Here is a 20638-nt window from a genome sequence, read left to right as displayed (position 1 = left end):
TTGTAGAAAAAATGACAGACTCGAATTGAGTGAACATTTAAAAGCACAAAAAATCAGTCGTGATAAAGTTTGTGATATGCCAAAGCCATCCTCAGCGGTCGATCAACTGCCCGCATCCGCCGCCAAAGCCTTGCGGGACTTGGGTGACAACCTGATGCTGGCGCGTCAGCGCCGCAAGGAAAGTCTGCGCGCCTGGGCCAGTCGCATGGCGGTGTCGGTGCCCACACTCATCCGCATGGAAAAGGGCGACCCGTCGGTGGGCATGGGGGTTTATGCGACGGCTTTGTGGTTGATGGGTCGACACGCCGCCCTGCCTGAAGTGGCCGCGCCCGCGCAAGACCTGAACGCGCTGGAGCAAGACATCGAGGCGGTGCGCCAGCGGGCGCGGCGCATGTCACGCAAAGCGGTGCAGGTGACGCCATGATTTCATTCCAAGTGGGTTCCCATCGGTTTCAATACCGTGTCGCTGCGATTGTGTTGGATGCTGACTTCCTTTTGTTGCATCGGATGCAAGGCGATGCTTTTTGGACACTGCCAGGTGGTCGGGTGAATGTGGGTGAGTCAGCGCAAGCAGCGCTTTGTAGGGAGTTTGAAGAGGAGCTGGGTACAAACATGGATTGTGGCCATCTCGCTTGTGTGGGAGAAAATTTCTTCTGTCATGACCAAGCGAGTCACCATGAAATTGGATTGTATTTTTATGCCTGTTTTCCTGCCGTCTCGAATTACAACGACAAGCACATGACGCACAAAGGCAAAGAAATCAACAGACAGCTTGAGTTCAAGTGGTTTGAAATTCAGCAGTTGCAGCATGTGGACATGCGGCCCCAAGTGATACGAGATGGCTTGGCCGCAATGACATTACCGCACCACTTTGTGCAGCATCTTTGAAGGCCCAGTGCCTATCTTCATATCGCATGATGTGACGAGAAAAATGCGAGCCCCTTTTTGCTCTAAGCCCTGGCGATGACCCGATCAGCTGCCTTGGTTCCACCGCCCCCAAACCCGCCTGAAATCCCGCGCCGAAGCAAAGCCACAAGCTTCGGCCAGTTGTTCTTGCGTCAGAGCGGGGTGATGCGCCAGCAGCGCCTGCGCCCGCGCCATGCGCAGTTGCTGCTGGCAGTCCACCACGCTGATGCCGGTGTGTTGCATGAACAGGCGCGACAAATGCCGGGGGCTCACGCAGGCCACTTGGGCCAGCTCGGGCAGTGACCAGCGGCGGGCCGGGTCATGGCTCAGGCCGTGTGCGATGGCGTCTTGCGCCCGGTGCACCGCCGGGTGCATGTGGTTGCGGTGCGCCAGCCAAGGCGACATTTGTGGGTCGTGTGGGCCGCGTCGGGTGTACATCACCAAGCGCCGCGCCACTTGGGCTGCCAGTGCGGCGCCGGCCACTTGTTCGACGATGTAAAGCGCCAAATCAATGCCGGTGGTGATGCCTGCGCTGGTCAGCACCTGCCCGGCATCCACAAAAATCCGGTCGGCCTGAACCTGTGCGGTGGGGGCCAGGGCTTGCAGGTCGTCAATGAGTGTGTGGTGCGTGGTGCAACGCAGGTCGTCGAGTCGGCCTGCCATGGCCAAGAGCAAAGCGCCCGAGCAAATGCTGGCCAAACGCGTGTCTGCTTGTGGTGCGGATTGCAGCCAGCGCACCACTTGCTGGGCTGCGGGGGTGGCGTAGTCTTCGCGCTCGTGGCTGTTGCCGGTGATCAGCACCAGGCTGTTGGGTGGCAAGCTGGGGGGCAGGGGTGCCAAGCCGCAAAGCCGTGTGCCCAGCGATGTGGGCACATCCGCCAGCGGCCCGCAGGTGTGCAGGGTCAGCGGCGCGCCCATGTCGCGTGCCATGCGCAATGCCTCTGCCGGGCCTGCGTAGTCGAGCAACAACACGCCCGGCGTGACGACCAGGTAAACCGACAGATTCAGCGCTGGCATGTTGGGTGGTTTACAAGGCCGGTGGCAGGTCTTTGGGGTGCATCGGTCAGGGTGCAGTCATGGCTTCATCTGTGCCGCAAGCGATGCGGGCGCACAGCCCTGCGGTTTGAACACCCGCTCGGTGGAAGCGGGCTTGTTCACGAGTTTGTCCGCAGGCCGCACCGGGCGACGTACCAATTCGCCGCCGCAGTTGGGGCAGTGGCCCTGCAAACGGGTGTCCGTGCAGTCGGCGCAAAAGGTGCATTCAAACGAGCAGATGCGCGCGTCCAGCGCCGCAGGCGGCAGGTCGCGGTTGCAGCATTCGCAGTTGGGGCGCAGTTGGAGCATGGTGATTTCCTGGTGGTCGTTTCAAAGGCTGGACAGGCCAGTATCCACGTTCACGGTGCGCGCAAACCGATAGGCCAGAACCAGCTCGGTGCGGGTGGTGATGTACTGGGCTCTGAAGGCGCAGGCACATGGGTCTGCATGGACGGCAGAGCGCCTGCAACTTAAGGCAGTTCGTCGCCCAAACGCGGGGGCTCACCACCCAGGCGATTGAGGATTTTGTCCAGCGCATCGGGCTGTGCCCTGTGGGCGCGTTGGACAAAAAAATCGGCCGTGCTCAGCGCCGAGAGTTTTTCTGCCACCGCCGTTGCGATGAACTGGTTCATGCTGATGCCTTCGGCACGCGCCAAGTTTTCGGCCGCCGCCTTGATGGAGCGGGGAAGGCGCAGGGGGTAGGTGCTGGTGTCGGCCATGGTGAACTCCTTGGGCTTAAAGCTGGGATGCGCGGACCCGGGCCAGCGCATCGCGGGGTAACAAGACTTCGATGCCAAAACGGCGGGGCGCATCGCCAAAGTCTTTGAGCTTGAAAGTGACGATGGCTATCGCCATGGCGTTGACCGCTGCCTCCAACATCATGTCGTCCCCTGGGTCGCGCACTTGCGGGCGCCACAGGTAGTGAATCTCCGTGGGTTCTGTCAAAGCTGCCAGGGCGTCGAGAAATTCGATGACATCGCCGGGCAGTAAGCCGGCCGCCAGCACGTGATCGGCACGGGTGCAAGTGGCCTCGTACTCCACAAACAGGGCCACACTGGCTGCGGCTTGGACTTGACCGGCCTGCAAGGCCCGTATCAGTGCGGCCGATGCGCCAGTTGGGCTGCGCAGGGCTGCGACGATGACATCGGTGTCAAAAACAAACTTCATAACAAAATGTTATCACATCGCCGGTGATGTCAAGTATGCGCGTGACCTCAGGCGTGGTGCAGACAGCAGGTCTCGGTTGCAGCATTCGCAGTGGGCGCAAAGTTGGCGCAAGCTTGTGTTGTGTTGGGTTTCAAAGGCCAGACAGGCAAGTGTCCACGTTCACGATGCGCGCAAACCGATCGGCCAAGACCAGCTCGGTGCGGGTGATGATGTCTTGGGCGCTGAAGGTTTGGCCGGTGCCCTTGTGTGTCATGGGGAAGGTCAGGGTGGCCTCGGACACAAAGTCCACTGCATAGCCCAGGTCAGAGGCCACACGGGCGGTGGTTTCGCAGCATTGTTCGGTGCGAATGCCGCTGATGATGAGCCGCTGCACACCCTGGCGGCGCAGCCACACATCGAGCCCCGTGTCGGTGAAGGCGTTGTGAACGTGTTTGTCAAAAAGCACGGTGGGCTGGCCCGGCAGCCAGTCCATGGGCCGGATCAGGCCAGAGTCAGCTCGAAAAGGGGGATCGTTGTCGATGTGAAAAATGTGCACCACCGGCACACCCGCTTGGCGACAGCCCGCCTGCAACTTCAAGAGTGCTTGCTGAAACGGTTGGCGTTGCCCTGAGGGCCAATAAGGCATGTGCTCAAAGGATGGCTGAACATCGATGATGAGCAGGGCTATTGGTGCGCGCGTCTTTAGGTTTGTCATGCCGCCATTGTGCAAACCAGACACCCTGCTGGACAGGGCTGAATGGGACCAAGACAGGACAAAAAAGGCCTTGTGCCTGTTGGGCATGGGCATTGGCAAGCCACGCTGAAATGACCACCCGGGTAGTATCCAGCGCTGGATGGCAGACCGCGCAGGCAATGCGCACACAAAGGACAAGACGATGGCGATACCTTGGTTGCTGGCACTCAAAGTGATTCCCTGGGGCGATGTGATTGAGCACGCGCCTTCGGTGCTCAAAGCCGCACGCAAGCTGATGGACCGCCAACCGCCTCAGCCCCCGGGCTCAGCAGGCACCCCCGCCACGACCACCCCAGTGAGCGATGTGCCCAGCCTGGGCGAACTCAAAAACGCCTTGATTGCAGCACAAGGCCAGATCGACCGGCAAGCCCAGACCCAGCGCGAACTGACCGAAACCCTGGCCGAGTTGGCCGAACAAAACGCGCGCTTGGTCAGCGCGGTGGAGGTGTTGCGCCTGCGCACGCGGGTGCTGGTGTGGTCGTTGATTGGTGTGTGTGTGTGGCTGATGGGGTTGACTTGGTGGGGCTAAATCATTGGAAAAGCGCGGCATCGATTTTCCTAAAAAGGGGCTTGGCCCATCAGTTTGCAGTGTCTTGATGGTTGTGTTTTCGTCCTCCTGACACCCCGTTGTCAGTACCCCTCAGGCAAAGTCCTCTCCTGTGTACAGACGGGCTGTGCGCACTCAGGAGGAAAGACAAAATGAAACAGGTGATCGATTGGTTTGAGATTCCGGTCAGCGATGTGCCGCGTGCGCAGGCGTTTTATGAGGCGGTGCTGCAAACGACATTGCAGCGCGAAAGCTATGCCGGGCCGGGCATGCAAATGGCGGTGTTTGCGGGAGAAGGCGATGCGGTCAAAGGCGCTTTGATGTCGGGCCATCCGGCATTGCAGGTGGGGGCCTGCGGCACGCTGGTGTATTTGCATGCGGGCGCATCGCTCGATGCGGCCTTGCAACGTGTGGTGGCGGCCGGCGGACAGGTGGCCATGGGCAAAGTGGCTTTGCCTGACGGCTTGGGTTTCATGGCACACATGCTGGATGTGGATGGCAATCGGGTGGGCTTGCACGCTTACGCCTGAGTGCGGCCTAAACTGACGCCTTTTGTAGCAACAACCCGTTTGCCCATCCCATGCGCCGCGCCGACCGCCTTTTCCAGATCGTTCAACTCATCCGGGGTCGTCGCCTGACGACAGCCCGGTGGTTGGCGCAACGCCTGGAGGTGTCCGAGCGCACGGTTTACCGCGATGTGGCCGACCTGCAATACCAAGGTGTACCCATTGAGGGTGAGGCGGGCGTGGGCTACCGGTTGGGCGAGGGCTTTGATCTGCCGCCGCTGATTTTCACTCCACAAGAGGCGCAGGCTTTGGTGGTGATGACGCGGGTGGCGCAGCAGTGGCTGGACCCGGCGCTGGCGCGTGCCAGCGAATCGGCCCTGTCGCGTGTGCTGAGTGTGTTGCCCGCAGAGCAGCGCCATGCCGCGCAGCACACGCCGGTGTATTCACCGCCGTGGGGGCTGACACCCGAGCAGCAGCCCCACTTGCAGTTGTGGCGCGAGGCGACACAAAGCATGCACAAGTTGGCGTTGGTTTACAGCGATGCACAAGGCCGCAGCAGTGATCGAACGGTGTGGCCGCTGGGCAGTTTTTTCTGGGGATCGGTCTGGACCTTGGTGGCTTGGTGCGAAAAGCGCCAGGACTTTCGCAGCTTCAGGCTGGACCGCATCCAGGCCATGACGGCGTTGTCCGAAACTTTCAAACTGTCCGATGGTCAGCGCCTGATCGACTATCTGAGAAGCCAGGGCGTGGACCCGCAGGCATTGGCCGAAGGCCGGTGAGGGAAATTTCAAAAAAGGGAATGTATGAAAATCGAAGAAGTTCAAGGCTTGCGCATCCAAGGCGTGTCTGTGAGAACATGCAATGCCGATGAGGCGCATCCAGGCCGTGCACGCATAGGCGCTTTGTGGACCAAGTTTGCGGCACAAGTGGCACCGCATTTGGCGGTTGAGGCTGTGACTTACGGCGTTTATCACCAGTACGAGTCGGATTCAAACGGGGCTTACGACCTGTTGGTGGGCGGTGATGTGCTGACACCCCATGCAAGCCTGGATGCCCAGCCATGGTCCGTGATCGACATTCGGAAGGGACCGTATGCGGTTTTTCGGGCACAAGGCCCCATCCCCAATGCGGTGATTGAGGCTTGGGGGCGCGTATGGGCCCATTTTGCGGAACCGCATTGTGCCGATCAAAGGGCATACACCACCGACTTTGAGCGCTACGGTCCTGACGGCGAGGTGGACATTTGTATTGCTCTGGCTGCAACATGAACTGCTGGATCGGCGTGGTCAGTCGCTCGCATGTGCTGCGCGGTGTCGCGGGTGGATTTGCGCAGATGAATCACGGCAAGCAAGCCCCACTCCGGCGCATGAGGGCGGGCGATGGCCTGGTTTATTACTCGCCGCGTGAGTCATACCCTGACGGCACACCCTTACAGGCCTTCTCGGCCCTGGGGTTCATTCGCTCGGGCGAGGTGTATCCCCATGACATGACGCCAGACGGGGTGCCGGGCTTTGTGCCGTGGCGCATCGATGTGGATTACCAGGCGGTGCAATGCGCGCCCATCAAGCCGCTGCTGGCACAGCTGGAGTTCATCACCGACAAAACCCACTGGGGGGCAGTGTTTCGCTTTGGTCAGCTAAAGATCAGCGAGGCCGATTTCAGAAGGATCGCAGCGGCCATGGGGTGTGGCGAGCTGCCTGAACAGGTTTCACCGGGTCAGGCCGCGCTGTTTTGATCAAGCCGCCAGCGCCGCTTCAATGTCCTTGCCCATCTTTTCCGGTGAGTCTTGCGGCGCGTAGCGCTTGATCACACGCCCATCGCGACCCACCAGAAACTTGGTGAAATTCCACTTGATGCCCTTGCTGCCCAAAATGCCGGGGGCCTCGGCCGTGAGCCATTGGTACAGCGGGTGGGCCTCGTCGCCATTGACTTTGATCTTGCCCATCATCTGAAAGCTCACGCCGTAGTTCTTTTGGCAGAAGTTGGCAATTTGCGCGTCGTCGCCCGGGTCTTGGCTGGCGAACTGGTTGCACGGGAAACCCAGCACGGCCAGGCCTTGGTCGGCGTAGCTTTTGTGCAGCTTTTCCAGCCCGGTGAACTGGGGTGTGAAGCCGCAGGCGCTGGCGGTGTTGACGATCAGCATCACCTGGCCTTGAAAGCGCGACAGGGGCACGCTTTGGTGGTCGATGCTTTGGGCTTCGAGGTCGTACAGGCTCATGGGGTTCGTTCCGTTGGGTGTGGACAGATGGTCATCATGCCAGTGACAGCTCTTGGCTGGGCAGCGCGCTTCAGTGGGCCTTGTGCCCCGGCCCGACGATGGACAGCATGGCCGCTAGCAAAATCAAGGCCCCGCCGATCAGGGTGCGGCTGTCCCAGCTGGAGGCACCCAGCAAAACCGAGGACACGCTGGCAAACAGCACCTCGGACAGCATGACCAGCGCCGTGGTCTGGGCCGCCAGGCGCGCTGCGCCGTATTGCAGCGCCAGGTTGCCCAACAAAAACGAGACGCTCAGCAGGGCCACCAGCGGCAGCCAGCTCCAGGCAGGGGCCGCGCCGATGGCCACCACCCCGGTGGCCAAACCGGCGAATGCCGCCAGCGTGGCCATGACCGCGCCGCCACCAAACATGGCCAGGGTGCGCGAAGAACTGGGCGTGTCTTTGAGCTTGAGCAGCAAGGCGTTGGTGATGGCAAAAGTCAGGCCGCCCATCAAGGCCAGCCCATCGGCCAGGCTTTCGGGCACGGGCCAGGGCGTGTCGGGGGTTTTGAGCACGATGAACAAACCAGCCAAGGCCAGCAGCAAACGCAGCAAGGCCATGGGGCTGGGCTTTTCACCCAGCAGCCACCAAGCCACCAGCACCGACCAGGCCGGCATCAGGTAAAACAGCAGCACCACGCGCACCACGTCGCCCACCGTGACGGCCCAGTTGAAGCCCACATTGGTCAGGCCCGAGGCCAGCAGCAAGAGCCACAGGCCGGGATGACCCCGCCAGCTGAGCAACTGCCCGCTGCGCCACAGCCACAGGGCGATGGACAGAAAAACAAAGCCATATACCAAAGCCGTGGCCCACAGCGGGTGCAGGCCAAGGGCCTCGAGTTGTTTGAAGGGCCACCAGCACACGCCCCACACAAAGGCGTTGAGCAAGAGCCCGGCAACCGCCAGGCTTTTGGGAGAGATGGAGCCCATGCGTGGGCGGCTTAAGACGCGTCACCTGGAGCTTTGGCCCCTGCATTGGCGGCAGCCAATGCAAGTCTGGCTTGGCGTTTGCGCCACCAGCGCCAGGTCAACCAAACCATGCCCATGCCGAGCAAAGCAAAGATGCCATGCTGGAACTGGTGCAGCACGCCAAACATCCAGTCCCAGTTTTGCGCGCCAAAGTAACCCAGATAGACCCAGATGGGCACGCTGATCAAGGCGGCAAAGCCGTCCATGAAAAACCAGGTGCCAAAGCTGACGCGTTGGCTCATGCCAGCCGAGAAAAACACAGGGGTGCGCAAGCCCGGCAGAAACCGCGCCACAAACATGACCCACTTGCCGTATTTTTGGAACGCGTCTTGGGCGCTGGCAAAGCGTTGGGGCGTGAGGATCTTGCGAAACCCTTGCAATTGGGCGATGCGTTCACCATACAAACGCCCCAAAGTGAACATCAGGCCATCACCAAGCATGACGCCTGCCATGCCGACAGCAAACATGGTGTGGACATCGGCATGTCCCAAGCCTGCGATCACGCCACCCGTCACCAAGGTCACGTCTTCGGGGATAGGCACGCCAAAACCACAAATCAGCAACATCATGAACACAGCGAAATAGCCGTATTCGGTAAAGATAGGTATCAAAAACTCAAAAACTTCCATGGATTTCAAAGTTCTGCAATACACGACCTCGGTGGCGAAATGCAAGGGGTCGGCAAGTTGTAAACCAGTGTAAAGCATTTGTCAGCCCCTCTTGGAGGGTGGCGCAGGCGTGGTATCACCGGGGCGCAATCGGTCTTGGGAGAAGCTGTTTGGAAGGCCTGTTTGCTGGCACACTAGCAGCCCATTGCAAGCCCATTGCAAGCCCATTTCAAGTCCCTTGCGCGATACCTCAACTCATGCCCCGCCCGATACTAGCCACCTTGCGTAGCCAGGCCTTGCGCCACAACCTCAGCCGTGTGCGCCAAGCCGCGCCCGATGCGCAGGTCTGGGCCGTGGTCAAAGCCAATGCCTATGGGCATGGCATTGAGCGGGTGTTTGAAGGCCTGCGCGGAGCCGACGGATTTGCCCTGTTGGACTTGGCCGAGGCTGAACGCGTGCGCGCCCTGGGCTGGCGCGGCCCGATTTTGCTGCTGGAAGGCGTTTTTGAGGCGCGCGACTTGGAGCTGTGCTCGCGTCTGCACCTGTGGCACACGGTGCATTGCGACGCGCAGATCGACATGCTGGCGCTGCACAAAACGCACGAGCCGCACCGGGTTTTCCTGAAAATGAACTCGGGCATGAACCGGCTGGGCTTTACGCCGCAGCGCTTTCGCTCGGCCTGGGCGCGCTTGAACGCCTTGCCACAGGTGGACGAGATCTCGCTCATGACGCATTTCAGCGACGCCGATGGCCCCCAAGGCATTGCCGCGCAAATGGCCCGTTTTGATGAAGCCTGCCGCGACCTGCCTGGCGAGCGCACGCTGAGCAACAGCGCCGCCAGTCTGCGCCATGCGCAAGACGCTGCCGTGAAGGCCGACTGGATTCGCCCTGGCATTGCCTTGTATGGCAGTGCCCCTGACTTCCCCGAGCACAGCGCCGCGCACCATGGCTTGCAGCCGGCCATGAGTTTGAACGCCCAAATCATCGCGGTGCAGTCGCTGCAAGCCGGTGACAGCGTGGGCTATGGCTCCAGTTTTGTGGCCGATCGGGCCATGCGCATCGGGGTGGTGGCCTGTGGTTATGCCGACGGCTACCCGCGCATTTGCCCCACCGGCACCCCCGTGCTGGTCAACGGTTTGCGCGGCCGCACCCTGGGCCGGGTCAGCATGGACATGCTGACCGTGGACCTGAGCCCTTTTCCCGATGCGGGTGTGGGCAGCCAAGTCACCTTGTGGGGCCAATCGGCCCAAGGTGCCGTGCTGGACATCGACGAGGTGGCGCAAGCCGCGGGCACGGTGGGTTATGAGCTGATGTGCGCCTTGGCTTTGCGTGTGCCCGTGGTGCTGCAGGACTGAGGGCAGCGTGCTGCAAGCGTGACATCTCTCGCCTGCACGCCGCCCCACAATCCAAACATGCTCCAAAGTGCCCCGTTGCACCCCCATGACCAACGCGCCTTGCTTGTGGCGCTGGTCTTGATCGTCATTTGGGGGGGCAACTTCACCCTGCAAAAGTACTTGTTTGACCTGATCACGCCGGGCGGCTTTTTGTGGGCGCGTTACATGATCATGCCCATCTGCGCGCTCTTGCTCATGCGCTGGCGTTTGGGGCGTTGGTTGCCACCGCTGCCCCGTGAAGACTGGCTGCACATGGCTTGGCTGGGCGTCATTGGGCATACCTTGCATGTGGGCTTGGTGACCTATGGCATCCACTGGTCTACCGCCTTTTCCAGCTCGGTCATTTTGGCTTGCGGGCCCATTTTCACCCTGTTGATCTTGCGCATACAAGGCCTAGAGCGTTTGTCTGCAGCCCAGTTGTCGGGGGTGACGCTGGCCTTTGGCGGGGTCTTGATGTTCTTGTCCGACAAACTCTTGGGTGGCAATTGGCGGGCCGGCGGGGGTGACCTGGTTTTGCTGCTGGCGGCGTCCTTGTTTTCTTATTACACGGTGGCTGTCAAGCCGGTGATGCAGCAGCACGGCCCGGTGCTGACCATGGGCTATGCCACTTTGTTGGGTGGCGTGCCGGTGATGTTGTTGTCGGTGCCAGCGGGGATGCAGGCCGATTGGTCGGTGCTCAACTTTTGGGCCTGGGTGGGCTTGTTTTGGTCGGTGCTGGTCTCGGCCTTCATTGGCTGGCTGGCTTGGGGCTGGATCAACACGGTGCGTGGCGTGGCCCGCTCAGCGCCTTTGATGTATTTGATGCCCCCCATGGCGGGCTTGTTTGCTTGGGCGCTGTCTGGCGAGCATTACACCTGGATCAAGATCGCGGGGGCGGGCGTCACCTTGCTGGGGGTGGCGCTGGCTCAATATGCCGGGCAGACAAAAAAGCTTTTGCGCTGAGGCCGCCCTGGCGCTGACCTCGGATGCGTTCAATGGCAGGGCGGCGCTGCCCATTCAGGCATTGATCCATGTGTCATAAGCCGTTTTACAGATCAGTGCCAGCACCACCAAGATGAACACTTGGCGCACAAAGCCCGAGCCGTGTTTGAGCGCCAAGCGTGTGCCGATCAAGCTGCCCACGATGTTGCTGATGGCCATCAGCAAGGCCAAATGCCACCACACATGGCCTTGGTAGGCGAACAACATGAGGGCCGAAAAATTGGTGGCCACGTTGATGAACTTGGCCGAGGCTGAGGCGTTCAAAAAGTCATAACCCATCCAGCGCACGTAGGCGAAGACCAAAAAGCTGCCTGTGCCAGGACCAAAAAAACCGTCGTAAAAACCGATCGTTAAACCAATGCTTGACGCAACCCATGCCTCTTGCGAACCGGCAAAACGGGGCGCGTGGTGACGGCCCATGTCCTTTTTGACCACGGTGTAGACCAGCAAAATGGCCAGCATGATCGGCAGCGCCTTGCGAAACAAGTCCGGATCGACTTGCGTGACCCCCCAAGCGCCGATGACCGAGCCCACCAAGCCTGCGCCTGCTGCAGGCAACAAAGAGCGCCAAGGCATGACCACTTTGCGGCTGTACTGCACGGCGGCAAAGGCAGTGCCCCAGATCGAGGCGCTTTTGTTGGTGCCAAACAAGGTGGCGGGCGCGGCGTTGGGGAAGGTGGCAAACAGGGCGGGCAGCAAGATCAAGCCGCCGCCGCCCACAATGGCGTCCACCAGCCCGGCCAACAAAGAGGCCAGAGAAACAATCAGTAATTCCATGCGGGGGATTGTGGCATTGGGCCAGGCCCAAACAGGCGGACAAAAAAGCGGGCAAAAAAGCGGGCAAAAAAAAGCGCCGCTTGCGCGACGCTTTGAAAAAATCACACCTCGTTTGGATGCTGTATCTGGTTCGAGTTCTTGGGCTGCTTTGTCTCCTCGGCCCTCAAGATGCAGATACTGCTTGCACCGAGTGCCTGAAATGTAAGTGAGCCAGAGCCCCAAGGGGCTCAGGGATTTCCCGATTTTGGGGAAATCCCTGAAAAACTTTGAGGCAGTAAGACTTCAGATTGCGGATTTTTGCGTGGGCTTCATGCGCGCTTTGATGTGTTCAGCGGGTCAAGGCTGGCACAACTTAGGCTGCGTCTTCGACAAGCCAGCGCGCCGCTTTTTCAGCCAGCATGAGCACGGGGCTGTTGGTGTTGCCGCTGGTGATGGTGGGCATGACGCCGGCGTCGACCACGCGCAGACCGGCCACGCCGCGCACCTGCAGCCGCGCATTGACCACCGCCATCGGGTCGTCATCGCGCCCCATGCGGGTGGTGCCCACCGGGTGAAAGATGGTGCTGGCAATGTCCCCTGCCAGCTTGGCCAGCTCTTCGTCGGTTTGGTACTGAACGCCGGGCTTGAACTCTTCGGGCGAGAAGGGCGCCATGGCCGTTTGCGCCATGATCCGGCGCGTCACGCGCAGGCTGTCGGCAGCCACTTGTCGGTCTTCTGGGGTGGCCAAATAGTTGGGTGCTATCGCAGGGGCGTCTTCAAAGTGCGGGGTCTTGATTTGCACCGTGCCCCGGCTGGTGGGGTTGAGGTTGCACACACTGGCCGTGATGGCCGGAAAGCTGTGCAGCGGCTCGCCAAAGGCGTCCAGGCTCAGCGGCTGAACGTGGTACTGGATGTTGGGCCAGGCCCGGCCCGGATCGCTGCGGGTGAAGGCCCCCAGCTGGCTGGGTGCCATGCTCATGGGGCCGCTGCGCTTGAGTGCGTATTCCAGCCCGATCTTGGCCTTGCCCCACAGGCTGTTGGCCAAGGTGTTGAGGGTGGTGGTGTTGCGCACTTTGTACACCGTGCGGATTTGCAAATGGTCTTGCAAGTTGGCACCCACGCCGGGCAGATCGACCAACACCGGCACACCTTTGTCCCGCAGCAGCGCGGCAGGGCCAATGCCCGAGAGCTGCAAAATCTGCACCGAGCCGATGCTGCCCGCGCTCAGAATCACCTCGGCTTGGGCACTCACGTTCAGGGTCTGCGCTTGGCGCAGCAGCTTGGCGCCCACGCAGCGCATTTGGCCATCGGCTTGGGGGGCCAGCTGCAGGGCTTGCACCCGGGTTTCGGTCCATATGGTCAGGTTGGGGCGCTGCTGGGCGGGGCGCAAAAACGCCTTGGACGCATTCCAGCGCCAGCCGTCTTTTTGGTTCACCTCAAAGTAACCCACGCCCTCGTTGTTGCCGCTGTTGAAGTCGGGCGTGGCCGCAATCCCGGCCTGCACCGCCGCTTGGGCAAAAGCGTCCAACACGTCCCAGCGCAAGCGCTGCTTTTCGATGCGCCACTCGCCACCATGGCCGTGCAATTGGGCATAGGCAGCGCGATCTCCGCCGTGTTGACGGGCAAACTCATGCGGCATCGTGGCGTCAAGCTTGTGGTGGTTTTCGTGCGCTTTGAAGTCCGGCAAGCACGCTTGCCAGCGCCAAGCCTCGTCGCCCGTGACCTCGGCCCAATGTTCGTAGTCGCGCGACTGGCCGCGCATGTAAATCATGCCGTTGATGCTGCTGCAACCGCCCAAGGCTTTGCCGCGCGGGTAGCGCAGGCTGCGGCCATTCAGGCCTTCGGCAGGCTCGGTCTGGTACAGCCAGTCGGTGCGCGGGTTGCCAATGCAATACAGGTAACCCACCGGGATGTGGATCCAGTGGTAGTTGTCCTTTTTACCCGCCTCCACCAGCAAAACGCGCTTGCTGGGGTCGGCACTCAGGCGGTTGGCCAACAAACAGCCGGCCGTGCCCGCGCCGATGATGATGTAGTCAAAGCTGTTGTTGTTCATGGGTGCTCAGCATTTTCAATCTGGCGATTGTGCCTGCTGGTGCGCCAGAAGGGAGTCATCTGCGCGCATTTCGGGCAGATCGCTGGCACGCCAGTAGCGTGGCACCCAAGGCCAGGGCAGGGTCAGCTCGGTGCTGTCCACATAACGCACCGTGTCCACCACATCGCCTTGGCCCGACCACAGCCCTCGCGGGTCTTGACGAAAATCCAAGGCCACCCATGCCCCGCCAGATTGCGCCAGCATGTGGGACTGCATGCTGGGCGTGTTGGCTCCAGCGCGCAGGCGCAGCAACTCCTGCCCATCGGTTTGCCACAGGCGCAGCGTGCCGTCACGGCCAGCGCTGACGATGTGCTGGCCCTTGGGGCTGAAGGCCACGCTTTGAACCCCACCTTGGTGGCCCTCCAAAACCCGCAGGCTTTGGCCGGTGGCCGTGTCCCACAGGCGCAGCGTATGGTCATCGCCAGCGCTGACGATGTGCTGGCCCTTGGGGCTGAAGGCCACGCTCAGAACCGCGCCTTGGTGACCCTCCAAAACCCGCAGGCATTGGCCGGTGGCCGCGTCCCAGAGGCGCAGCGTGCCGTCATCGCCAGCGCTGACGATGTGCTGGCCCTTGGGGCTGAAGGCCACGCTTTGGACCCAGTCTTGATGGCCCTCAAAAACCCGCAGGCTTTGCCCGGTGGCCGCGTCCCAAAGGCGCAGGGTACGGTCATCGCCAGCGCTGACGATGTGCTGGCCCTTGGGGCTGAAGGCCACGCTCAGAACCGCGCCTTGGTGGCCCTCAAAAACCCGCAGGCTTTGCCCGGTGGCCGCGTCCCACAGGCGCAGGGTACGGTCATCGCCAGCGCTGACGATGTGCTGGCCCTTGGGGCTGAAGGCCACGCTCAGAACCGCGCCTTGATGGCCTTCCAAAACCCGCAGGCTCTGGCCGGTGGCCGCGTCCCAAAGGCGCAGCGTGCGGTCACGGCCAGCGCTGACGATGTGCCGGCCCTTGGGGCTGAAGGCCACGCTCAGAACCGCGCCTCGGTGGCCCTCCAAGACCCGCAGGCTTTGGCCGGTGGCCGCGTCCCACAGGCGCAGCCTGCCATCACTGCCAGCGCTGACGATGTGCTGGCCATTGGGGCTGAAGGCCACGCTCAGAACCGCGCCTTGGTGGCCCTCAAAAACCCGCAGGCTTTGGCCGGTGGCCGCGTCCCACAGGCGCAGCCTGCCATCACTGCCAGCGCTGACGATGTGCTGGCCCTTGGGGCTGAAGGCCACGCTCAGAACTACGCCTAAAAACCCACCTTCATGGCCCTCAAAAACCCGCAGGCTTTGGCCGGTGGCCGTGTCCCACAAGCGCAGCTTGCCGTCATTGCCAGCGCTGACGATGTGCTGGCCCTTGGGGCTGAAGGCCACGCTTTGAACCCCGCCTTGATGGCCTTCCAAAACCCGCAGGCTCTGGCCGGTGGCCGCGTTCCAAAGGCGCAGCGTGCCGTCACGGCCAGCGCTGACGATGTGCTGGCCCTTGGGGCTGAAGGCCACGCTCAGAACCGCGCCTTGATGGCCCTCCAAGACCCGCAGGCTTTGGCCGGTGGCCGCGTCCCACAGGCGCAGCATGCCATCACTGCCAGCGCTGACGATGTGCTGGCCGTTGGGGCTGAAGGCCACGCTGCGAACGTAGCCCACGTGCCCTGTGGTGGGTGCCAGAGCCAAGTGCGCAAAGGGGGGGGTGGTCAGTGTGTGTGCACTGGCAGGCCAGTTGTGGGCGTGTCGGGCGTGGTGGGCGTGGCGGGCGGTCAGGCCCTGGGTGCGGGCTTGACCGAGAACGGGGTGACCTTGACAGTGGGCCAAATGCGCGGCCCGCAGGTCGGCGTGGGTGAAATCGGTGGCCTCTAAAACCGCGTGTTGCAAATCGGCATTGAGCCACAGAGAGTCTGTGGCCTTGGCCCCAGTCAGGTTGGCATGGGGGGCCTTGCAGTCGCTGGCATTGACGCCCTGCATCTGGCTGTCGCTCAAATTGGCGTTCATCAGAAGGGCGTGACGCAGGTCGGCATTCTCCAATAATGCGCCCCTCAAATCGGCCCCCCCGAGTGCACAGCGTGTCAGTTGGCTGCGGCGCAAATCGGCACGCGGTGCGACCAGCAAGGTCAAGCGCATGTCGCTCAAATCCAAGCCCGCCAGATGGGCCGACTCTGGGATCCAGTCGGCCATGTTGGCGCGGATGGCGGTAGCGTCGTCTCCAGCCGCCAGATGGGCCAACTGGTAGCCCAGCCACAAGGCATTGACCCGGGTGTTGGCGCTCATGCTTTCTGTGGCGGGTTCAAGCAAGCCCCGGATGGAGGCCTTCATGGCCTCGCGCTTGTCACCGTCGTTGAGGGGCACCAAGTCGTGCAGGAATTGGGTGGTTTCGACAGACAGGCGTGGGATGTCCAGCACTTGCGCCACAGCAGCCAATGCCGCATGGCAGACCGCATGCTCAAGACGCCGGGCCAGAAAAAATTCTAAAAAGCTGCGGTGCGAAAACCCGTACAAACCATCGGGCGTGCGCGACAAAAAGGCGGCGGTGCGCAGCTCCACGTCGAGTTGGGTGGGGTCGAGTTGGCCGCGCAAGTCCACCCGCTGTTTGACCAGGGCAAACAGGTCGCCGTAGTGAATGCGGTTACCCACGCGCTGCCACAGCAGCAAGGCCAACTCTTCGAGCACGCTGCGCAGCATCTCGCTGCTGCTTTGCCGCTCGACGGGTTTGAGCTGGGGGTCTTCCAACCATTTGTTGGTGTAAGTTTGGTAGAGCGCCCCTGTGCTCAGGGTTTCACCGCTGCGGGCTTGGCGCTCTTGCAGCGCAGGCAGGCTGGCGATGATGATGTCCAGCAACTGGGGCCGGTCGCCCAGCGCCATCAGGTGCTGCTTTGCTAAAAACTGCAGCGCCTCCTCGCCCTTGGCTGGACCAAGTCGCAGCACCAAAAATTGACGCACTTGATCTGGCGTGAAAGTGGCCACGGTGTGAATGACGCCATCAAAGCGTTGTGCCACATCCAGCAAGGCCGAGGTGCTGATCCGGTCTTGTTCACCGATGGCCGCTTGCAGTGCATCGCCGTGGTCTTTGAAAAATTGTTCGCGGCAAGTGATGAGCACGCGGTTGCCCATGGCCGTTTCGCCCGGTGTGGCGGTGATGCCGACCAGCATGCGAAATTGGTCCACCACACTGCGCCCCGCCGTGGCGATGCCCATTTCGTCAAAGGCATCAAAAATCAGCACGATGCGCCCGCGTTGGATCAGATGCAGCAGCACGCGCGGGTCTTTGCGTTGCCCAGTGGCTTGCAGCCAGCGCTCGGCCAGCAGTTCGTCCAGTTTGACTTTGTTGGGGAAGTCGCGCAGGCTCACGCGCAGAGGTACAGGCGCAGCGCTGTCTTGCCGCGCGCGCTTGGACAGCTCATAGGCCAGTTTGTCCGTGAAGGCGGTTTTGCCGGTGCCGTAGTCGCCCAGCAAAATCCACAGGCGGCTGTCGCGGCCATTGGCCCACTCTATGCCGTGCTCGACCAAGTCTTCAATGTGGGTTGTTGCGTCGCTTTCTTTTGAGTCCTCGTCCTTTTGGGCGCGACGCTGCTCGGGCTGCGTGCGTTGCGTTACATAGCTGCTGGCCAGTGGCGTTTGTTCGAAGTCGGCCACCAGTTGGAACAGGTATTTGTCAAAGTCCAGAAGGAGCCGCTCTAGGTCTTGTGGTGTGGCGGTTTTGATGCCCTGGTCTTTGGCGCTGGCCATGGCCGCAGGTGAAAACGCATTCGCCACCACCATGCCCCGTGCATGCATGGTTTGGGCTGATGGCTTGTTCAACCAAAGGCCCAACAGGTCAATGACCTCTTTGGAGACCGCATTTTTATGGTCTTTGCATTCCACAAAATAGGTCAATGTGTCTATGCCTGAATCGATGCGGGCGATCAAGTCCACCCTGTCGGGGCCAATGAGTTGTTCACGCTCGACGCTGTAACCCAGCAAGCGCAGCAGGTCGGCCACGCGGTCTTCAAAACGCTTGCCCTGTGCGGCTCTGGAAGCCCGTGGGTCGGAAGGGTCGCGTTCAAAAATGTCCGGGCGGACATTTTGTGCGGCCTGTTCGGCAGCTTCTGTGGCCAGCACGGTGTCTGCAAATTGCGAAAGGTCGCGGTAAATGCGGTCGTAGTCTTTGGCGATGCCGCGTTCGCTTTGGGTGATCAGCAGCGCTTCGCTGAATGGCAAGGTGATGTCGTAGCGGATTTCGCGCACTGAAGTCAGATCGGGGATGCCAAAGGCTTCGCTCCAGTCTTGGCGGCCCTTAGCCACGGTGTCGGGGTTGTCTTGGGGAATGGGTGAGGCCACCGGAAATAGACGCAGGACGGTGTTGCTGGGGCGCAGTCTGTGGTTCAATTGTTTCAAGGCTTGGTGCACTTTGCCCAGCCCCTTGAGGTTTTGATGACCGTAGCCGCCGACCATCACGGTGGCGTCGGGCAAAACCCCGGCCAGCAAAGCGCCCAAGTCGGTCAAGCCGGTGCGGGTGTCGATCAAGACATGCCGAAAGCCCTCTTGCCCTAGGTATTCAAGCAAGGCGTTGAAGAGATCGCGGGCAGGCGGAGGATCGCCACCCAGCAGTTGCCCCCAATCGATGTCGAAATACATTTGTGCGGGGTCTGCCTCATCACCGTGTGCGGGCAGGATGAACAATTGGCTAAAGGGCGTGGCTTTCAGCAGTTGGCTCAGTTGCGCCAAGTCTTTGGGGCCGGGCTGGCGCAGTTTGTTTTTTTGCCAGTCCAGTAACCAGTCAAAAAAACCTGCTTGGATGCCCCCAGTGGTGCGCAAGGCTTGGATGTTGTGCAGGCCAGGGGCTTCTACATCCATGTCCCACAGCAGGGTTTTGCCCTCGCGGGCCAGACCGACCGCCATGTTGGCGGCGAGCAGGGTGCGACCTACGCCGCCTTTGTAACTGTAGAAGCTGATGACGGCGGGGCGCATGGGGGGTCTTTCTCAGGCGGCTTTTAGGCCTGCAAACACGGCGCGGCCAATGTGTGGAGCGATCTGAAAAGAGCCTGCGTTGTTTTGCACAGGCGTGGCGGGTGTGATGTTGGCTTGGGTGAGCCTCACCCAGCTTTCTTTGCCCTCGCGTTGCCGCGTGATGAGCGAGCGCGATTCGAGCAAGCCCAGAATTTGGCTGACACGGCCTTTGCTCAATTGCAAGTGATCCTTGAGGTCGGACTGCTTGATGCGGCCCTCCAGTGACTGGCCAATGCGCTGCAAGATGGCGTCTTGCTGCTTGAGTTGAACAGGGGGCTTGTCTTGTCTGGCTTGCAGTTGTTTGCGCTTGCCTTCGAGCAAGTCTGCAAAGGCCCCCCAACGCTGCTGTACGGTTTGACCTTCGACCCCCTTGGGTGCCAAGTCTTGTGCAATTTCAGTCAAAGTCAGCACTTCTTGCACGCCCACAGGGTCATCGCTGCGTTGAAGTACCAACAGTGCCCAATGATGCAGGTAGATGTCGAGCTTGCTGGTTTCCTCTGGGCTAAGTCGCGATTGCTGTCGCAACTGTGCCAAGGCTTCTGCGGGTTCAACACGTTCAATCAAGTCATCAGCGTGAATGTGGAGCCAGTTCATTTGTAAACCAATATAAATCGACGGGGTCTGGAATTCTAATTCAGTTTCTAACGGTTTATATCACTTAACGCGCGTCAGGCTGGGGCCTTGGGGTTTGGATTGCTGCTTCAGTCGAAATACCACCAACGAGCCTGTGCATGACACATCAGTGGGCGTTGTCTCGCCCGCTTGGTGGCCGAAGCCTGGCAAATGGCTCCGGATTGGGTCGGACTCCTTCGTGGCGGTGTTTTGCGTCTGGGCCACAGCGCTGGATGTGCCCGTGGTCAATGTGGCCAATTTGTAGGCGCGTTCTTTGTGGCGTTTGAGCGTGCTTTCATTGCCATAGCTGGGAACCCAAACCCAATCGACAGGGACTTCGGCCAGGAGGTTGTCAACGCGTGGGTCTTCGTCCAGAAAGTCTTTGCAAATCAGTACGGTCATGCAGCCGATGGGCGTGACGAGCACTGTCAATGTATTGCCAACGTCCACATATTCAGCGCCATCTTGGTCATTGCCATAAATGCGCAGTTTGCGGTGGCTGAACAAGCACTTACCGTTGCCATTCAGAACAGGGGCCGTGTTGTAGGCAGGCAGGTCAGCGCCTGCTTTGACGGGTTCGTGGAATGCACCTGCAACCACCAATTGAATTGAGCTTTCAGTCGTTTGGCGCAGATGCGTAGCCAGCTGCTCTCGATGCGCGAGGTCAAGGGTGAATTCTGGAAACACCACGACGTGGGCACCCTCGCTTTGGGCCGTTTGCAATGTGCGCAACAGGGAAGCTTGCCGAGTCTCGTGTGGCACGACGGCCATGCAGCGCCAATTTTGAACAGGACTGCGACGCCTGTCCCATTGCACATCGGCATCGTCGTCAAAATGGGCAATCCAGACACGCAGAGCGCACTCGGCTTGGCTCAGTAGTTGGCTCAGCGTCGAGTCAAGTTGTGAACGGCTACTTTGGACAGACACGTCGATGCCGAATGCGGTGCGAGTGGGAAGTACGGTGTGATGGAGAAACCAGCGGGCAGGGCGAACGGGCTGGTGATCCATGCGGGCGGTCCGGCGTGTCGCCAAGGTCACAGGGATGAGCCAGTAAGCTTTTTCACTTTCTTCAAAGGGGTGTGTGAATTGATTCGCGCGTGTGGATTGCGACGAGGGCT

The 20638-nt window shown here is 60.9% G+C and carries 22 protein-coding genes; 9 read left to right on the top strand and 13 right to left on the bottom strand.

Going from position 1 to position 20638, the window contains the following annotated elements:
- Positions 1–76: 76 nt before the first annotated feature.
- Both ACIQ39_RS02830 and ACIQ39_RS02825 read left to right on the top strand, forming a co-directional pair.
- Entirely contained in the window at positions 77–424 is a 348-nt protein-coding gene (locus tag ACIQ39_RS02830) for an XRE family transcriptional regulator (protein WP_396433094.1), read from the top strand.
- Complete coding sequence (locus ACIQ39_RS02825; protein WP_396433093.1) at positions 421–888, top strand: NUDIX hydrolase; 468 nt, start codon at positions 421–423, stop codon at positions 886–888. The genes ACIQ39_RS02830 and ACIQ39_RS02825 overlap by 4 nt, the downstream gene beginning before the upstream one ends.
- 84 nt (positions 889–972) lie before the next feature.
- On the opposite strand, the gene ACIQ39_RS02820 is transcribed toward ACIQ39_RS02825, so the two are convergent.
- From ACIQ39_RS02820 to ACIQ39_RS02800, 5 genes are all read right to left on the bottom strand, one after another.
- Positions 973–1923 (bottom strand): GlxA family transcriptional regulator, encoded by a 951-nt coding sequence (locus ACIQ39_RS02820; protein WP_396433092.1) that lies wholly within the window; start codon positions 1921–1923, stop codon positions 973–975.
- Between the two features lie 57 nt (positions 1924–1980).
- Positions 1981–2250, bottom strand: coding sequence for a DUF1272 domain-containing protein (locus ACIQ39_RS02815; protein ID WP_396433091.1), 270 nt, complete (start codon positions 2248–2250; stop codon positions 1981–1983).
- A gap of 161 nt (positions 2251–2411) precedes the next feature.
- Complete coding sequence (locus tag ACIQ39_RS02810) at positions 2412–2660, bottom strand: pilus assembly protein HicB (RefSeq protein ID WP_396433090.1); 249 nt, start codon at positions 2658–2660, stop codon at positions 2412–2414.
- Between the two features lie 16 nt (positions 2661–2676).
- A complete protein-coding gene (locus tag ACIQ39_RS02805) occupies positions 2677–3108 on the bottom strand; it encodes a putative toxin-antitoxin system toxin component, PIN family (RefSeq protein ID WP_396433089.1) in 432 nt (143 codons plus the stop codon).
- 130 nt (positions 3109–3238) lie between these two features.
- A complete protein-coding gene (locus ACIQ39_RS02800) occupies positions 3239–3802 on the bottom strand; it encodes an isochorismatase family protein (RefSeq protein WP_396433088.1) in 564 nt (187 codons plus the stop codon).
- Positions 3803–3983: 181 nt separating this feature from the next.
- Between ACIQ39_RS02800 and ACIQ39_RS02795 the strand changes: the two genes are divergently transcribed.
- The 5 genes from ACIQ39_RS02795 (at position 3984) to ACIQ39_RS02775 (ending at position 6629) form a co-directional block, all read left to right on the top strand.
- Entirely contained in the window at positions 3984–4370 is a 387-nt protein-coding gene (locus ACIQ39_RS02795) for a hypothetical protein (protein ID WP_396433087.1), read from the top strand.
- 170 nt (positions 4371–4540) lie between these two features.
- Positions 4541–4918: a VOC family protein gene (locus tag ACIQ39_RS02790; RefSeq protein ID WP_396433086.1), complete on the top strand. Its 378-nt coding sequence runs from the start codon at positions 4541–4543 to the stop codon at positions 4916–4918.
- 50 nt (positions 4919–4968) lie between these two features.
- Positions 4969–5673, top strand: coding sequence for a helix-turn-helix transcriptional regulator (locus tag ACIQ39_RS02785; protein ID WP_396433085.1), 705 nt, complete (start codon positions 4969–4971; stop codon positions 5671–5673).
- Between the two features lie 24 nt (positions 5674–5697).
- Positions 5698–6162, top strand: a complete 465-nt coding sequence (locus tag ACIQ39_RS02780; RefSeq protein ID WP_396433084.1) for a GyrI-like domain-containing protein — start codon at positions 5698–5700, stop codon at positions 6160–6162.
- Positions 6159–6629, top strand: a complete 471-nt coding sequence (locus ACIQ39_RS02775; RefSeq protein ID WP_396433083.1) for an EVE domain-containing protein — start codon at positions 6159–6161, stop codon at positions 6627–6629. The genes ACIQ39_RS02780 and ACIQ39_RS02775 overlap by 4 nt, the downstream gene beginning before the upstream one ends.
- Here the strand turns inward: ACIQ39_RS02775 and ACIQ39_RS02770 are convergent, their stop codons facing one another.
- The 3 genes from ACIQ39_RS02770 to ACIQ39_RS02760 form a co-directional block, all read right to left on the bottom strand.
- A complete protein-coding gene (locus ACIQ39_RS02770) occupies positions 6630–7112 on the bottom strand; it encodes a glutathione peroxidase (RefSeq protein WP_396433082.1) in 483 nt (160 codons plus the stop codon). It lies immediately after the preceding gene.
- 70 nt (positions 7113–7182) lie between these two features.
- Entirely contained in the window at positions 7183–8079 is an 897-nt protein-coding gene (locus tag ACIQ39_RS02765; RefSeq protein ID WP_396433081.1) for a DMT family transporter, read from the bottom strand.
- Between the two features lie 11 nt (positions 8080–8090).
- Positions 8091–8825, bottom strand: coding sequence for a DedA family protein (locus tag ACIQ39_RS02760; RefSeq protein ID WP_396433080.1), 735 nt, complete (start codon positions 8823–8825; stop codon positions 8091–8093).
- Positions 8826–8983: 158 nt separating this feature from the next.
- On the opposite strand from ACIQ39_RS02760, the gene alr reads away from it, so the two are divergent.
- Together alr and ACIQ39_RS02750 are read left to right on the top strand one after the other, a co-directional pair.
- Entirely contained in the window at positions 8984–10081 is a 1098-nt protein-coding gene (alr, locus tag ACIQ39_RS02755) for an alanine racemase (protein ID WP_396433079.1), read from the top strand.
- A 57-nt stretch (positions 10082–10138) separates the two neighbouring features.
- Complete coding sequence (locus ACIQ39_RS02750) at positions 10139–11062, top strand: DMT family transporter (RefSeq protein WP_396433078.1); 924 nt, start codon at positions 10139–10141, stop codon at positions 11060–11062.
- Between the two features lie 54 nt (positions 11063–11116).
- Here ACIQ39_RS02750 and ACIQ39_RS02745 read toward each other — a convergent pair whose 3' ends face one another.
- The 5 genes from ACIQ39_RS02745 to ACIQ39_RS02725 form a co-directional block, all read right to left on the bottom strand.
- On the bottom strand, positions 11117–11878 hold the full coding sequence (locus ACIQ39_RS02745) for a sulfite exporter TauE/SafE family protein (protein WP_396433077.1): 762 nt from the start codon (positions 11876–11878) through the stop codon (positions 11117–11119).
- A 352-nt stretch (positions 11879–12230) separates the two neighbouring features.
- Positions 12231–13910 (bottom strand): GMC family oxidoreductase, encoded by a 1680-nt coding sequence (locus ACIQ39_RS02740; protein ID WP_396433076.1) that lies wholly within the window; start codon positions 13908–13910, stop codon positions 12231–12233.
- Positions 13911–13925: 15 nt separating this feature from the next.
- The gene (locus ACIQ39_RS02735; RefSeq protein WP_396433075.1) at positions 13926–18869 is read right to left on the bottom strand and encodes a KGGVGR-motif variant AAA ATPase; all 4944 of its coding nucleotides are present in this window, start codon (positions 18867–18869) and stop codon (positions 13926–13928) included.
- Positions 18870–18881: 12 nt separating this feature from the next.
- Entirely contained in the window at positions 18882–19502 is a 621-nt protein-coding gene (locus ACIQ39_RS02730; RefSeq protein WP_396433074.1) for a helix-turn-helix transcriptional regulator, read from the bottom strand.
- Between the two features lie 60 nt (positions 19503–19562).
- Positions 19563–20291 carry a nitrilase-related carbon-nitrogen hydrolase gene (locus tag ACIQ39_RS02725; RefSeq protein ID WP_396433110.1) on the bottom strand — a complete coding sequence of 243 codons (729 nt, stop codon included), beginning with the start codon at positions 20289–20291 and terminating at the stop codon, positions 19563–19565.
- Positions 20292–20638 lie beyond the last annotated feature (347 nt).

Origin of the sequence: Limnohabitans sp. (assembly GCF_044361645.1) — a bacterium.
Classification (GTDB): domain Bacteria; phylum Pseudomonadota; class Gammaproteobacteria; order Burkholderiales; family Burkholderiaceae_C; genus Limnohabitans_A.
Note: the sequence above shows the minus strand (reverse complement) of the source record. Positions and strands in the feature narration are given on the sequence as shown.